Below are 14,714 nucleotides of genomic sequence, written 5' to 3'. Positions count from 1 at the left end.
CGCGGGGGGGTTGATCGGCGGCCGATTATAGCGCGGCCTATCAGCAGTGATGGAGGCCGCTGTCCGCCCCGCCGCAGGTCCACCCCCCCCTGCCGGCGGGGCCGCCGCCGCCCCCCCCCGCCCCGCCCGACCAGCCACCCACCCCGAAGGAGCACCGGAATGGCCAGCATCGCCCGCCCCACCCGCATTGGCGTCATCAGCAACGGCGTCCTCACCGAGGACGGCAACCCGTTCAACCTGAAGTTCGCCGTCCTCACCGCACAGCCCGGCGACGTCCTCGACGACGTCATCACCTCGAACTACGTCGTGGGTGACGCCCTGTACCGCACCGGTGTGGTCGTCGACCCCGACGGGCGCGGACTCGGGGTCGCCTGGCCCGCCGAGCTGAGCGACCCGGTCCAGGGCCGCGCCATGGTGCGCTCCGCCGGCGAGGCCGCCGCCGTCATCCACGCGACGGTCGGCCCCGGCCCGAACTGGTTCACCATCAGAGGCGTTAGCTACGAGCGGGAGACCATGGACCGCGTCCGCGCGGCCATCCTCAACGGCGGCTACAGCTGGCCCGAGGGCCGCGTCACGCTCTCGGTTGAGACCGTCATCGGCCGCTCGCTGGACGCCGCGCACGACCTCGCCATCGCCTGCGCGATCCTCGGCGCGGCCGGCCACTACAGCCCGGCCGCGATGAACGAGGTCGCGTTCGTCGGCGAGCTGGGCCTCGACGGGCGCGTGCGGCCCGTGGCCGACGTCAACGACGCCGCCCGCGCCGCCATCGCCAGCGGCTGCACGACTGTGCTCGTGCCCGACGCCAACATGAGCGACTTCGACACCGCCGGGATCGGCGTCTACGGCGTGGCCAGCGTCGACCAGGCCGTGAAGGTCCTCCAGACCTTCGTACGCGCCAACTCCTGACCACCGTCCAGGGCCGGGGGGCAGGCAGCGCCCCCGGCCCCACCTCGACCACCCCACCCGCGGAAGGAACCGCCCCACATGACCAGCAAGGCCTTCTGGAGCGAGTACTTCGAGGACGCCTACCGAGAGGCCGGCGTCAAGCGGCGCGAGCTCCTCGACCGCGGCCTGCTCCTCATCGCCCACCTGATCCGCGAGGAACTGTCCACCGCCACCGCCACCGCCATCACCGTCAACGGCAGTGTGCTCACCACCGTCTGGGACCGCGAGGACGTCATTTGGCGGTTCAACAACGAGACGAGCGACAAGCTGAGCGGCGCAACCCTGCGACACATCCGGGACACGCTCCTCGACATGCGCAGCTTCCACACCACCGCCTCACTCCTCGCAGCCGACTGGAAGCAGGTCCCGGACCTGCTCGACACGCTGCATGTCGCTCTGCCCGCCGATCCCGACCGGGACCAGGAGCAGGACGCCGCCCCTGCCGCCGACGACCGGCCGCACGGGAAGCCGGGGGAGGACGCAGGGAACTGCGCCCAGTGCCGACGACCGCTCATCTGGGACCGGACCGGTAAGCGTGTGAACGACGAGTGGGGCGAGTACATCTGCTCCGGCCCCCGCCCGGGAGGCACCGCCTCCGCCGTCCACCTCCTGGCCGCGCCAGAGACGGCCACGGCATAGCCGTCAGCAGGTGAGGGCCGGGGAGCAGGCAGCGCCCCCCGGCCCTCACTGCGGATCTAAGCACCCCAACCCCCAAGCCCTCCACCACCCCAAGCGGAAGCCCCCAGGCCCTCCAAGAGACCCACACGGCCCCCACGGTGCACACTTCCGCCCCCACCAGCCCAGGAGCGTCCCCGATGGCTACGGCACAGCTGGCGTTCGACCTGCCCGGCTTCGGGTCGGACGTCCCCGACCTCGCCTCCTACGACTGGCTCATCGCGAACATCTCGGGCGGCAAGGACTCGATCGCGATGCTCTACGAGCTGTTCTGGGCCGCCCGCGACGCCGGCGTCCTGGACCGCATCGTGTGCGTGCACGCCGACCTGGGCTCCGCCGAGTGGGAGGGCACGAAGGAGCTGGCCGCCGAGCACGCCGCCTACTACGGGCTGCGGTTCGAAGTCGTCGCCCGCAACGGCGGCGACCTCATCGACCGGATCGAAGAGCGCGGCATGTTCCCCGACGCCGACAACAGATGGTGCACGTCGGACTTCAAGCGCGGCCCAGTCCGCACCCTGATGACCCGCCTCGTCCAGGAATCACGGGACGCCGGGCACACCGGCCGCGTCCGCATCCTCAACGTCATGGGCATCCGCGCCGATGAGTCCCCGACCCGCCGCAAGCTCCTCGCCTTCACCCACGAAGGAGCCTGGACGTGCCCCTGCGACGCATGCGTACCGCGCCGCGCCAAAGCTGAGGAGTACAAGGCCCGCAAGCAGCCCGTACCGAAGGGCGTCGGCCCCGGCTGGGGCGCCTCGAACACACTGCGCCACGTCGACGTCTGGTACCCGGTGCACGCATGGTCGGAGATCGATGTGTGGGCAGCCGTCGAAGCGTCCGGCCTGCGCAAGCACCCCGCTTACCTGGCTGGCATGCCCAGGTTGAGCTGCATGTTCTGCGTCCTAGCGTCCAAGTCGGCGCTCGTGCTGTCGGCCCAGCTCAACCCGGAGCCCGCTGCCCGACTCGCCCGCATCGAGAAGAAGATCGGGCACCGCTTCCGCAACGACCTGTCCATGGCCGAGATCATCGCGGAGGCCGAACGGTCCCCGCGCATCGAAGCAGCCGCCTGCTGGCAGGGCTAGCCGATGCCTCGCCCCATTTAAGTTCTTGATCCGTTGCAGCTCCATCCGTAACGTCCGGATCGGCCGGTCGCCGCGACGACCGCCACCCGCGCTGGTGCGTGTAACTGCAACACGCCCCGACTTCCAGTCGGGGGATCCAGGTGCAAGTCCTGGCCGGCGCTCCACGAAGGCCCCACCCAAGCCCCCGGGTGGGGCCCTTCGCATTCCGCGCGAACGCTGACAATTGGCCGACGAAACCGCAGGTGAGACCTGCCCCGTCGGATTCAGTTGGAGCGGCCCATGTTCCACGGCTCGATACCCGCGCCCCTCCGTTCGATCATCTACGAGCACGCCGGGACCTGGCCCGGCGAGGACATCTACGTCGGCTGCTCCGGGAACTTCACGATCGAACGCGTGCTGCACGCCCGGTTCGGGGACTCCCGGCGCGTCCACGGCAACGACATCCAGGCGTACTCGTGCGCACTCGGCTGGTACCTCGCCGGTGACGACCTCAACTACACCTTGCGCGAGGAGTACGAGGAGCCCCTCGGCTGGCTCAAGCCCTACCTGGAGGACCGCACCGACCTCCTCGCCACCCTCATGCTCGGCACCCGGTTCCTCCAGTACGTCGGGAAGGACGGCGCCTACTACCGGCGGATGATGGACGCGACCCGCGACCAGTGGGAGCGGATGCACGACAAGACCGCCACCAAGCTGCGGAACCTGGAGACCCGGCTCGGCTCGTTCTTCCCGGGCGACGTCCGCGACTACCTCGACCAGGTGGCCGCCGACGCGCCGGTGGTGATGTTCCCCCCGTTCTACGCGGCCGACTATCAGGCCCAGTTCGCGCCGATCGACGCCGCCTTCCACTGGCCCGAGCCGTCGTTCGACGAGCTGACCGAGGACGGCAAGGAACGCATCATCGAGCAGGTCCAGGACCGGCCCAACTGGGTCCTCGGCCTGCACATCGAACGCCCCGAGCTGCGGGACAAGCTCGCCGGCGTCGTCCAGACCGCGAACCGCGGCCTCCCGATCTACGTGTACGCCGCCGCCGGGCCGCGCCGCATCGTCCGCCCCCGGCAGCCCGTCGAACCGATCCCCATGCCGAAGATCGGCCAGGACGAGGAACTCGGCGACCGCATGACCCTGCACATCCTCACCGGCGGGCAGTTCGCAGGCATCCGCTCGCAGTTCATGTCGAAGACCATCAAGCCCGGCAGTCCGCTCATCGCGTGCGGGGTCGCCGTCGACGGGAAGCTGATCGGCGCGTTCGCGTACCTGCCGCCGAAGTTCGACCCGAACACCGCCTACCTGATGTCGGACTTCCCGGTGTCGTGGACCCGCTACCGGCGCCTCGCGAAGCTCATCGTCATGGCGGCCTCCACGAAGGAGGCGCAGCTCCTCGTCCAGCGCTCCCTGTCGAAGCGGATCGACGGCTGGGCCACCACCGCGTTCACCGACCGGCCCAACAGCGCGAAGTACGGGCGCGGCATCCCCGGCGTGAAGCTCCAGAAGCGCACCGAAGCGTCCAGCAAAGACCCGGGCGACGGCATCCACCGCTACCAGCTCCAGTACGGCGGCCCCATCGGCGCCTACGACCTGACCGAAGCCCTCACCCTCTGGAAGACCAAGCACGGCAAGGACATGCGATGACCACCAGCACCGACAGCCGCATCCGGCCCCGCCTCGTCCAGCGCGACCCGCGCACGCTCACGCGCCTCGCCGTCAACGCGCACTACCAGACCAAGGAGGAGTACGACCGGCTCGTAGCGAACATCAAGGCCGACGGCTGCCTCACCTCCGTGCCGCTGATCTACGGGGCCGGCGAATACGCGGAGGGCGCCGAGCTCATCGTGTCCGGCAACCACCGCTGCGACGCCGCCGTGGAAGCCGGCCTCGACGAGATCACCTGCCTCCTCATCGACGACCCGCAGGAGAAGGACCAGCTGATCGCCCGGCAGCTGTCGCACAATGCGATCACCGGCAAGGACGACCCGGCCACCCTCCAGCAGCTGTACGACCAGATCGAAGACGTCGACTGGCGGGCCTACTCCGGTCTCGACGACGCACAGCTTCAGCTCCTCGCCGAAGTGAGCCCCGAAGGCCTGTCGGAGGCGAACCTGGACTTCGCCACCGTGAGCCTGATCTTCCTGCCCGCCGAGCTGGAAGCCGCCCGCGAAGCGTTCGAGCAGGCCCGCCTCGGACAGAACGAGTCCTGGCTCGCCGCACGCGCCGACTACCAGCAGACCTTGGACACGCTCGTCTCCACCCACGCCGCGCACAAGGTCGGCAACGTCGCCACCGCCCTCCACGCCATCCTCGCCATCGTCGAACGCCACCTCGACGAACTCGCCGAGGGCTACACCGCCCCCGACGGCACCCACCTCCACTCCGGGCAGGTCGGCCTGGAGACCGTCCTCGGCACCCGCACACTCCCAGCTCCTGCGGCCGTCACCATCAACAAGGCCATCGCCGCGGCGGAAGGCCGAGGAGAGATCGAGCAGGGGCAGGGCTGGCGGCTCCTCGAACGCCTCGCCGGCGAATACCTCTCCGGCCCAAACCACGTCCCGAGCGACCCGTCATGAACGCCGTCGGCATCCAGTTCGTAGGCGGACCAGCAGACGGGCAACTCCTCACCATCCCCGGAGACCCCTTCAACCCGCCCCACACCTACGAACTCCGCAACATCCACGGCCACCGCCTCATCCACCGACGCCACGTGAACCCCGGAGACGACGGACCCCTCTGGCACTACCACTACGAAGGCACCGCACGACGGGAGGAACGGGCCACATGACCACCCGTCCACCCATCACCCTCAGCCCCGAACTCGACCCGTGGGAACGTCAGCCCAACGAGACCCCCCACAAACACGGACAGTTCACCGCGTACAGGGACCTCGGCAGGACCCGCACCCTGACCGAAGCCGCACAGAGGCTGACACTCGCGTACGGGCACGTGAGGAACCTCGCCGCCCAGTACCGGTGGCGTGAGCGCGTCGAGGCCTACGACCGGCACCTGGACCGCCAGTACGAGGCGATGTGGCTGGAGGAGCGGCGGAAGGCGGCTGAGACCGACGCGAAGATCCTGGGCGCGGCGATCGGCAAGCTCGCCCAGCGGCTGACGACGCTGAACGCGGCCGAGCTGTCGGCCGGCGACTTCATCCGGCTGATGGATGTGGCCATGCGGCACCGGCGCGTCCTGTTCGGCGACCCCACGGAGACGATCGCCGTCACCGGCGAGGGCACGAACGCGCTGGCGCACCAGTTCGCCGAGTTCGCGCAGATGCCGCCGGAGCAGCGGCGTGCCCGGCTCGGGGAGCTGGCGGCGTCGGTGAACCAGCGGATCAAGGCCGTGGACGGCGGCGACGACGAGGACGAGGAGGAGTAGCCCGTGACGACGGCCGTGGACGAGCTGGAGCACCTGGACGACGCCGAGGTCTATCGGCAGCTGGAGGCCGCACGCAGGGCCATGAGCCAAGACCTGCTGCGGGACCCGGTGACGCTCGCCCGCGGCCTCGACCGCCGGTTCCGGATGCGCCCGCACTTCCAGGTCATCGGCGACGCCCTGGCGGAGGTCGGGCGCGGCGAAGTAGACCGGCTGCTGATCCTGACCCCGCCGCAGGTCGGCAAGTCCACGACGGTCGCCGAGTGGTTCCCGTACTGGTGGCTGTGCAAGTACCCGATCGACAAGGTCGCGGTCACCTCGTACGGCGACGACCTGGCGCTGCGGCGCGGCAAGAAGATCCGCTCGTACGTCGAGGAGTACGGCGACGAGTGGGACCTGCGGATGAAGCCCGGCTCGGGGGCGATGCAGGACTGGGAGGTCACCGCGGGCGGCGGTGTCCGCTCCGTGTCCGTGGGGCGGGGCCTGACCGGCTTCGACGTCAACCTGTTGATCGTCGACGACCCGCACAAGGACCGCGCCGACGCCGAGTCGGAGGCCTCCCGCCGCGCCCTGCACGACTGGTACTCCTCGGCGGCCCTGTCCCGCCTCCAGCCCGACCGCAGCGCCGTGGTGGCGATCCAGACCCGCTGGCATCCCGATGACTTCGCCGGCCGCCGCATCCAGGAAGAGGGCCGGATTGAGGACGGCGGCCGGTGGAAGGTCGTCCACCTCCCCGCGGTCGCCGACCCCAAGTTCGGCCCGGACCCGCTTGGCCGCGCCCCGGGCGAGCCGCTGCCGCACCCGAAGATCCCCACCCGTGCCGTCGCCAGGCGGAAGGCGTGGTGGGCGCAGAAGAAGGCCACGTCGATCGTCCGGGACTGGCACGCCCTCTACCAGGGCGACCCCCAGCCTGCTGAAGGAGCGCTCGTGTCGGAGGAACTGCTGCGCCTGCTGCGGGACACCACCACCCCCGTGGAGCCGCAGAAGATCGCCGTGTCGATCGACCCCTCCGGCGGCGGCCGTGACGTCGCCGGCGTCATCGGCGGGTTCCTCGGCGACGACGGCCGCGTGTGGGTCACCGACGACGTCTCCGCCGCCATGTCGTCGGCCGAGTGGTCCATGGCCGCATGTCGGCTCGCCTACCGAACGAACGCGTCGATCATCTACGTCGAGTGGAACTTCGGCCGCGACATGTGTGTCCTGGCGATCCAGACGTCGTGGGAGAAGCTCCAGAACGACGGCGAGATACCCAAGAATGTGCTGATGCCGGCGATCCTCCCGGTGCGGGCCAAGCAGGGGAAGCTGCTGCGGGCGGAGCCGATCGCCCAGCAGATGGTGCAGGACAAGGTGCGCTTCCGGGGCCTGTTCCCCGACTTGGAGCGCGAGTGGGCGACGTGGCAGCCCACCGACCCCGACAGCCCCGGCCGGATCGACGCCTCCTGTGTCCTCGTGTACGGGCTCATCCCGGAGGCGAACGCGGGCGCCATCGTCCACGCCCCGCTCCCACAGGCCCCACAGGGCGGCGGAGCGGCCCGCGCCGGGATACCGGGCAGTGTGCAGCCCAACCGGCCGGCATCCCCCTACGGCCGCCGCATCGGCCGGTAGCGGCGTGCTTCCCGTAGGGCGCTAGCTCGGTCACAGTGAGTGCATGGCGGACGGAGCGGCAATCTCTAGTCTCATCAGCGGGATCGGCGGCGCGCTGATCGGTGGTTTGGCCGGTGTGTACGGGCCGGGCCGAATCGACAAAAGGCGGCGTCGGCACGAGAGCGAGATGGAACGCATACGGAGGTTCCACGAGGACGAGCGCCGACGGGGCGAGATCGCGGCGGAGAACCTCAAGACACATGCGGAAGCATCACAGCGTGTTCAGGACTGGTACCGCCTCGTGGCATGGACGATTCAGGACCTTGAGGCGGGCAGGGCGGTTGACGTAACTGCGTATGACGAGAAGGCCGAACCAGCACTCCAGGCGGTCGTCAAAGCTGTCTCTTTGGTCAACTTCGATCCACGACTCGGCAGCATGCTCGATGCCCCGCTCGCGAATTCGGCACCTCACACAGGCGGGAACCGGCAGTCCGTGACCGTGATGATGAACGAGCTCACTCGGGAGCTGAGGGCGTGCGTCCTTGCCTCGGACATCAACTTCGACAGCGCCGGGCTCAGCGGCAGCGCGAGAGCAATCCGCGATTCGCTGGTCGAGTTCCTTTCCAACGAGCGCCAGATATTCATTGGCCGGGGCACGCAGATGAACTTCGCCCCCATCAGGTTCGCGCCTTCACGACATCAGGGATGACACTGGTGGGCGTGAAGATGCCGCGTGTGGAGTGCGCAAGCTGTGGCCGGGGCGTCGCGGCCGGAATGGTCGCCGGGCGGCCCGGCAAGGGCCGCGTGTGGCGTCACGACCCGCCCGGCCGGCGCCGCCTGTACGACGATTCCCTCGTGTCCTGCCCTGGCTCGCTGCGCATCGTGGACCTGCCGCTGCCCGCCCGGCAGTTGGAGTTCACCGAGCCCGAAACCCAGCCGGACGGCATCGATACCATGCCGCTGTTCTGACCGTCCCGCAGCGCCCCGGTTCGGGGTTGCCCGCCGGTGTGCGTGTCTAAGATGCCCGATTTGCTGCGCGCAGTGCGTACCACTGCGCGATACTGCGCGCAGTAACATGGCCGCCGTTCTTGACCTGGGGAATCTCCACGGAGGCGGCCTGTGATCTCTCTGCCCGTGCTCGCACTGCTCGGCTTCGCCGCCTACCGGGCGACGCAGCTCGGCGTACACGACAGCATCCTGAACGGCGCGCGGCAGCGTCTCGGCGCCTGGCACGCCTCCAAGGTCGACTCCAAGGCCCGCGCGTTCGTGGTGCAGCTCGTCAGCTGCATCTACTGCCTCGGCTACTGGCTCAGTGGCGTGACGCTCCTCGTGTACCTGCTGGCCACCGACAGCTGGGGCGACGCCCCGTGGATCGTCCACGGCATCGAATGGTTCGCCGTCGCCGGCGTGCAGGCCCTCCTCAACCGCCGCGACGACACGCTGGACGCCTGACCGTGCCCCGCCAGCTCACCGCGGCCGCCGCCCGCTACAGCGTCAAGACCGCCAGCCTCCGCAAGGGCGGCGGCACCAACAACGCGTGGCAGGAAGAGGCGTGGCGGTTCTTCAAGGAAGTCCCCGAGGTCCGCTTCTCCGGCACGTGGGTCGGCAACGCCATGTCCGGCGCGACCCTGTTCGCCGGGCGTCGCGCCGATGACGGCACGATCGAACGCGCCCCCGACAACCACCCGGCATCGGAGATCGTCCGGGAGATCGCGGGCGGCCCGGACGGTCAGTCCACGATCCTCGGCGACTTCGGCCCGCACCTCGTCGTCGCCGGAGAGGGCTGGATCGTCGTCCGCCCCACCACTGACAAGACGAACCTGGTCGACGGCTACGACTGGCGGGTCCTGTCCACGCGTGAGGTGAAGCAGCAGGGCGGCGGGAAGCTGACCGCCGAGATCGACGGCGAAGAGGTGGCGATCCCCCCGTACGACCCGGACGCCCCGGCGGACCCGCTGGCGCCGATCGCGATACGCGTGTGGAAGCCGTCCCCCGACCGGCACATCGAGGCCGACAGCCCGGTCCGCTCCAGCCTCACCCTGCTGGAAGAACTCCAGCTGCTGAACGCGGCCGTCGCCGCTATCGCCCGTTCCCGCATCACCGGCCGTGGCGTGCTCCTCGTCCCCAAGGGCACCAGGTTCCCCACCTCACCCGGGACGGCCGGCGACGCCGAGGACGACCTGCTGGAGGTGTTCCTCGAGGTCGCCTCGACCGCGATCCGTGAACCCGACTCGGCTGCGGCGACGGTGCCGATCATCCTGGAAGTGCCGTCCGAGGTGATCAGCGACATCAAGTGGATGTCGTTCGAGTCGAACTTCGACGAACTCGCCCTGAAACTCCGCGACGAGGCGATCAGGCGTTTCGCGAACGGCCTGGAAATCCCGGCAGAGATCTTGCTGGGCCTCTCGGACGCCAACCATTGGTCAGCCTGGCAGATATCCGCCGAGGCTGTCCGCCTCGGCGTCGAGCCGCGTCTCGCGCTCGTCGCGTACGCCCTCACCACCCAGTGGCTGCGCCCCCTCCTGGAGGACGAGGACCTGGAGGACGCCGACGAGTGGCTCGTCTGGTACGACACCAGCCAGCTCCGCGTCCAGGCCAACCGCGCCCAGACCGCCCTCGAAGCGTTCCAAGCCGGCCTGATCTCCGCCGCTGCCGCCCGCCGTGAAACCGGCTTCGACGAGGCCGACGCCCCCACAAAGGCCGAGACGGCAGCGCGCGAGGACACCACCAACGCCACCGCGGACAACACCGCAGAGGAGACGCCGAGCAACGTGACGACCCTGCCTGTGGGAGAGACCACCAGCATCCCGGACACCCTCCCCGCCTCCGCCGCCCACCCGGAACGCGTCCTCGCCGCCGTCGACGGCCTGATCTGGGCCGCCCTCCAAGCCGCCGGGGAACGCCTCCGGAACAAGCCCGCGTGCCCCCGTAGCGAACGCGCCCGCGCCCGCGAGATCGTCCCCGCCGAGCTGCACACCGTGTTCCCCGTCGAGTCGGACATGATCGACGCCTGGCATCTCCTCGACGGTGCGTGGGCCCGCGTCCCCGAGATCGCCCGCCGCTACGGCCTCAACCCCCAATGCCTCACGAGCATCCTCGACGACTACGCGCGGGCCCTGATCGCCGCCCGGCATCCGCACACCTACGAGGACACGGCCCGGGTGCTGCGCGCCCCGTGCCTCGTCGAGGCCGCGTGAACAGCCGGGAAGCACGCGACACCACCGTCACCGTGGCCACCGGCCGGCCACGGCCCACCTGGTGCCCGCACTGCAAGGCCAACACAGGCCTCGCCGTCGACGTGTACGCGCTGTTTCCCACCGGCGTGACGTACGTGACCACCGTCGCCGTCTGCGAGATCTGCGACGACCCCGACGATCCGGAGGTGAACCGTGGCTGACACGCCCGAACAGGGGCTCGCCGCAGCGGAAGTATCCATCGCCGAAGAGGTGCGCGCCGTCCTGGACGACGTCGCCAACCAGATAGCGGGCGAGCTGGCCGACGCGACGGAAATCGTCGCCGCCCGGTTCTCCCTCACCCGCATCGGCCGCATGTGGACCGCCCGGATGCCGCGCATCCTGCGGCGGCTCCTCGGCGCTGCCGAGACCGCAGCACAGCAGGCCGCCGACGACGTGCACGCCGAACTGCCCGACGGCTGGGACGACCTCCCCGGACGGCAGGAACGCGGGGACGAGCTGCCCGCCTCGCTCGGCTCGTACGTCACCGACACCGAACACCTGCTCCGTGCGGTCGGTGACCGGCTCACCCAGGCCGCTGTCGCCGAACTCGCCGCCGGACTCGACAACGGTGAGGACATCGCCCAGCTGCGGGCCAGGCTGCGCGCCCTGTTCTCCCAAGACGGGGAGCAGCTCGGCGAGATGCGGGAGGAGCGCATCGCCCGCACCGAAGCCACCCGGGCGTGGAACGCCGCCACCCTCGCCGCAGCGGAAGACCTCACCACCGAGGACCGGCCGCTGGTGAAGCAGTGGCAGACCCGCCGTGACGCCCGAGTCCGGGACGCTCACGACGCCGTGGACGGACAGCTCCGCCTCCTCGATGAGGCGTTCACCGTCGCCGGCGTGGCCATGCACTACCCCGGCGACCCGACCGCCCCGCCGCAGCTCACCGTCAACTGCCGGTGCATCCTGCGATTGGCGCCAGAACAGCGAGCCGCAGCCGCAGAAATTCAGGACCGCTTCCGGGACACATTTTCAGATCGAAGGCACGGCGGCGCATCGCTGCTGGATCAGCTGACGGCGACCCTGCGTTCGGAGCTGGCCCGCGCGGGCATCGACAGCCCGGAGCAGTACAGCGTCGCCTGGGACAGCCGCCCCCTCAACGTCACCGCAGCAGCAGCCGCCCACACCGGCGCCATGATCGCCCTGCTTCTCTCCGACGACGACGCACAGCGCCTGGCCCTCGAAGACGGCGAACCGGCCGGCGAGCTGCACTGCACGCTGATGTTCCTCGGCAAGGGCGACGACTGGAACACCGAGCAGCGCGCCGCCCTCGTCGCCGCGATGCGCGACTACGCCCCGAACGCACCCATCGCAGCACGGGCGTTCGGGATCGCCCACTGGAACCCGCACGGCGATGACCCGGTGTGGGTGTGGAACCTGGGCGACAACCGGGAGGACCGCCACCCGGGCGGCCCCGACCTGCAAGACGCCCGGGTTGCCGCCGTGTACGCCGTCGAAGACGCCCACGAGGCCAGCACGCTGCCCGAGATCCCCGCACAGCACTCGCCGTGGCAGCCCCACGTCACCGCGGTCTACGACGCATCCCCGGAACGCTTCCACGACCTCGTGGAACACGTCGGCCCCGTCACCTTCGACCGGATCCGCGTCGCGTTCGCCGGCGAGCACTTCGACATCCCGCTCGGCCCCGCAGAGGAGGAACCCCCCATGGCCACCCCCACCCAGGCAGAAGCCGAACCGCCCCCGCCGCAGGTCCGCACCTGGTCCACCCCCGACGGTGCCGCCCTCGCTTTCGAGAACCAGCAGACCGGCGACGGCCGGATCTTCACCCGGGGCGCCCTGTACTGGGACGGTGCCGGGCCGTGGCCGCTCCAGTACGCGGAAGCCATGGGGCAGGGCCACGACGGTGCAGAGCTGGCCGGGTCGATCCACACGCTCGGCCGTAGAGGCGACGACATCACCGGCAGCGGCAGCCTGTACCTGACGCAGCCCGCCGGATCGGACGCCGTGCTGCTGCTGGAGCAGGAAGCACCCCTCGGGGTGTCCGTCGACCTCGACGACGTCGACGTTCAGCTCGTCGACACGACCGCCACCCTCGACGACGAAGCCGACGTCCCGATGCTGGCGGCGTCGTTCGCGTCGGCCAGCGTCATGCGCCTCGACGACGGCACGTGGATGATCAGCGGCCGGGAACGCGGCGAGTGGACCGCGTCAGGCATCGAGATGGCGCACAGCGCCCGCACCACGATGCTCTTCACCAGCTCCGGCGGCACCATCACCGCGGCGACCGCGCGCCGCGTGTTTGGCGACCAGCTCACCGCGGCCGCCGGCGAAGCCGACCCGAACGGCGGCGTCATCTTCCACGAGGAGAAGTCCGGCGACTACCTGGTTCGGATCACCCGGGCCCGGCTGCGCGGGGCCACCCTCGTGTCGATGCCCGCCTACGACAAGGCCCGCATCGTCCTCGACCCGCCCGACGAACAGACCGCATCCGCGCCCGTGCTGGTGGCGTCCTCCAGCGACGGCCACGAGCGCGTCGTCACCTACGTTCGTACCTCGCCGACACCGGTTGGCCCGCGACACCTGTCCGACAAGCTCGGCATGAGCCTCGACCAGGTCCACGCCCACCTCAACCGGGCCCTGGAGGCCGGCAGCGTCGTACGGATCGCCCGAGGACTCTACGTCGGCGCGTCCACCCTCCCCGAAGGCCCGATCACAGCCGCCGCGCCCGACGACACGGAACCCGGCCCGCTCTCAGCGGATGAGGCGACGGCCGCCGCAGCCCTCGACGCCCTGTACGAGGAGCGCGGCGCCGACATCGTCGCCTCCGCCTGGCAGGTGCTGCAGACCGAAGATCCGATGCCCGCCGCCTGGTTCCGTGAGCCGACCCCCGAGGAGCTGCCCCCGGGGAGCGGCGGCGTCCACATCGACGGCGGCCGGGCGTACGGCTGGGTCGCCCAGCGCGGTGTGCCGCACGCCACGCACGGCCGGAAGGTCACCATCGAGAAACTCGCCCAGCGCGGCCTGGACTTGTCTCACTTCCTTCGGAGCAAGTTCCGGCTCGACGACGGCAGCGAGGTCCGCGCGGGTGCGATGACGATGAACGTCGGCCACCACCGCGACGGCTACGAGTGCGAAACCTCCGTCTGCCAGTTCGACGACACCCGCACTGTCGCTGCGGTGGTCACCGTCGGCATGAACGAGGGCGGTCTCTGGTTCTCGGGCGCCGCCGCCCCGTGGTTGTCCCCCTGGGATCGCACCGTGTTCCAGGCATGCCAGCCCAGCTACCACATGACGCGGGGCGGAGACGGCCGCTGGCAGCTCAAGGCGGTCCTCTCGGTGCCCGTACCCGGGCACTCGTCGCCCCTCACCGCGGCCGCCGTCGTCGACCGGTCGAACCTTGCGCTCACCGCCGCCGCAGCCGTCATCGACGAGACCACCGTCACCGCCAGCGAGCCCCTGGCCAGCGAGCCGGAACCCGAGCCCGAGCATGCCCGCGCCCGCGACGAGGCCCCGGCCGCGAACGTCGGCGAGATCACGGCCGCGCTCCTGGAGCCCGCATTCCTCGACCAGTTCGCCGACGCCCTCAAGACCCGCGAGGAACAGCGTGCCGCCGCCGCACGCGCCGAACTCGCCGAACTCACCGCCCGGCTCGCACCCCTCCGCGCCGAACTCGCTGCCAGTGCTGCTCCGCAGCCGGAAAGGAACTGACCATGCCGTGCTCGTGCCAGAAGAACAAGACGCAGTACGAGGTCGTCGACGCCGCCGGGAAGCGCGTGTTCGGGCCCACCCCGTACAAGACGACCGCCGACGCCATGGCCGCGCGCGGCGACGGCCGCGAAGTCCGCGAAGTGGCCAAGAAGTAGGA

The 14,714-nt window shown here is 70.3% G+C and carries 15 protein-coding genes and 1 tRNA gene; all 16 read left to right on the top strand.

The features are described from left to right. Positions 1–159: 159 nt before the first annotated feature. The 16 genes from ACFXC1_RS48735 (at position 160) to ACFXC1_RS48660 (ending at position 14,712) form a co-directional block, all read left to right on the top strand. Positions 160–906 carry a magnesium chelatase domain-containing protein gene (locus ACFXC1_RS48735; protein ID WP_381256217.1) on the top strand — a complete coding sequence of 249 codons (747 nt, stop codon included), beginning with the start codon at positions 160–162 and terminating at the stop codon, positions 904–906. A 78-nt stretch (positions 907–984) separates the two neighbouring features. Further along, positions 985–1,584, top strand: coding sequence for a hypothetical protein (locus ACFXC1_RS48730; protein ID WP_381256215.1), 600 nt, complete (start codon positions 985–987; stop codon positions 1,582–1,584). A 176-nt stretch (positions 1,585–1,760) separates the two neighbouring features. Further along, the gene (locus ACFXC1_RS48725; RefSeq protein ID WP_381256212.1) at positions 1,761–2,702 is read left to right on the top strand and encodes a phosphoadenosine phosphosulfate reductase domain-containing protein; all 942 of its coding nucleotides are present in this window, start codon (positions 1,761–1,763) and stop codon (positions 2,700–2,702) included. An 88-nt stretch (positions 2,703–2,790) separates the two neighbouring features. Then, positions 2,791–2,866 (top strand) — tRNA-Gly (locus tag ACFXC1_RS48720). Positions 2,867–2,981: 115 nt separating this feature from the next. Continuing rightward, positions 2,982–4,334: a putative antirestriction adenine methyltransferase gene (locus ACFXC1_RS48715; protein WP_381256209.1), complete on the top strand. Its 1,353-nt coding sequence runs from the start codon at positions 2,982–2,984 to the stop codon at positions 4,332–4,334. After that, positions 4,331–5,266 (top strand): ParB N-terminal domain-containing protein, encoded by a 936-nt coding sequence (locus tag ACFXC1_RS48710; RefSeq protein ID WP_381256206.1) that lies wholly within the window; start codon positions 4,331–4,333, stop codon positions 5,264–5,266. Before ACFXC1_RS48715 ends, ACFXC1_RS48710 begins: the two co-directional genes overlap by 4 nt. After that, positions 5,263–5,478 carry a hypothetical protein gene (locus ACFXC1_RS48705; RefSeq protein ID WP_381256203.1) on the top strand — a complete coding sequence of 72 codons (216 nt, stop codon included), beginning with the start codon at positions 5,263–5,265 and terminating at the stop codon, positions 5,476–5,478. Before ACFXC1_RS48710 ends, ACFXC1_RS48705 begins: the two co-directional genes overlap by 4 nt. Next, entirely contained in the window at positions 5,475–6,071 is a 597-nt protein-coding gene (locus ACFXC1_RS48700; RefSeq protein ID WP_381256200.1) for a hypothetical protein, read from the top strand. The genes ACFXC1_RS48705 and ACFXC1_RS48700 overlap by 4 nt, the downstream gene beginning before the upstream one ends. Positions 6,072–6,074: 3 nt before the next feature. Next, positions 6,075–7,673: a terminase large subunit domain-containing protein gene (locus ACFXC1_RS48695; RefSeq protein WP_381256197.1), complete on the top strand. Its 1,599-nt coding sequence runs from the start codon at positions 6,075–6,077 to the stop codon at positions 7,671–7,673. Positions 7,674–7,716: 43 nt separating this feature from the next. Next, complete coding sequence (locus ACFXC1_RS48690) at positions 7,717–8,361, top strand: hypothetical protein (RefSeq protein ID WP_381256195.1); 645 nt, start codon at positions 7,717–7,719, stop codon at positions 8,359–8,361. After that, the gene (locus tag ACFXC1_RS48685) at positions 8,358–8,621 is read left to right on the top strand and encodes a hypothetical protein (protein ID WP_381256192.1); all 264 of its coding nucleotides are present in this window, start codon (positions 8,358–8,360) and stop codon (positions 8,619–8,621) included. The genes ACFXC1_RS48690 and ACFXC1_RS48685 overlap by 4 nt, the downstream gene beginning before the upstream one ends. A gap of 150 nt (positions 8,622–8,771) precedes the next feature. Then, entirely contained in the window at positions 8,772–9,104 is a 333-nt protein-coding gene (locus ACFXC1_RS48680; protein ID WP_381256190.1) for a DUF1360 domain-containing protein, read from the top strand. Positions 9,105–9,106: 2 nt separating this feature from the next. Beyond that, positions 9,107–10,849, top strand: coding sequence for a hypothetical protein (locus ACFXC1_RS48675; RefSeq protein ID WP_381256187.1), 1,743 nt, complete (start codon positions 9,107–9,109; stop codon positions 10,847–10,849). Continuing rightward, the gene (locus tag ACFXC1_RS48670) at positions 10,846–11,049 is read left to right on the top strand and encodes a hypothetical protein (protein ID WP_381256184.1); all 204 of its coding nucleotides are present in this window, start codon (positions 10,846–10,848) and stop codon (positions 11,047–11,049) included. The genes ACFXC1_RS48675 and ACFXC1_RS48670 overlap by 4 nt, the downstream gene beginning before the upstream one ends. After that, complete coding sequence (locus tag ACFXC1_RS48665) at positions 11,042–14,557, top strand: phage minor head protein (protein WP_381256181.1); 3,516 nt, start codon at positions 11,042–11,044, stop codon at positions 14,555–14,557. Before ACFXC1_RS48670 ends, ACFXC1_RS48665 begins: the two co-directional genes overlap by 8 nt. Positions 14,558–14,559: 2 nt before the next feature. After that, positions 14,560–14,712 carry a hypothetical protein gene (locus ACFXC1_RS48660; RefSeq protein WP_381256179.1) on the top strand — a complete coding sequence of 51 codons (153 nt, stop codon included), beginning with the start codon at positions 14,560–14,562 and terminating at the stop codon, positions 14,710–14,712. Positions 14,713–14,714 lie beyond the last annotated feature (2 nt).

This window comes from Streptomyces hokutonensis (genome assembly GCF_042751305.1).
In the GTDB taxonomy this organism is placed as follows: domain Bacteria; phylum Actinomycetota; class Actinomycetes; order Streptomycetales; family Streptomycetaceae; genus Streptomyces; species Streptomyces hokutonensis_A.
The sequence above is the reverse complement of the archived record's forward strand: the minus strand, read 5'-3'. Positions and strand labels throughout refer to the sequence as shown.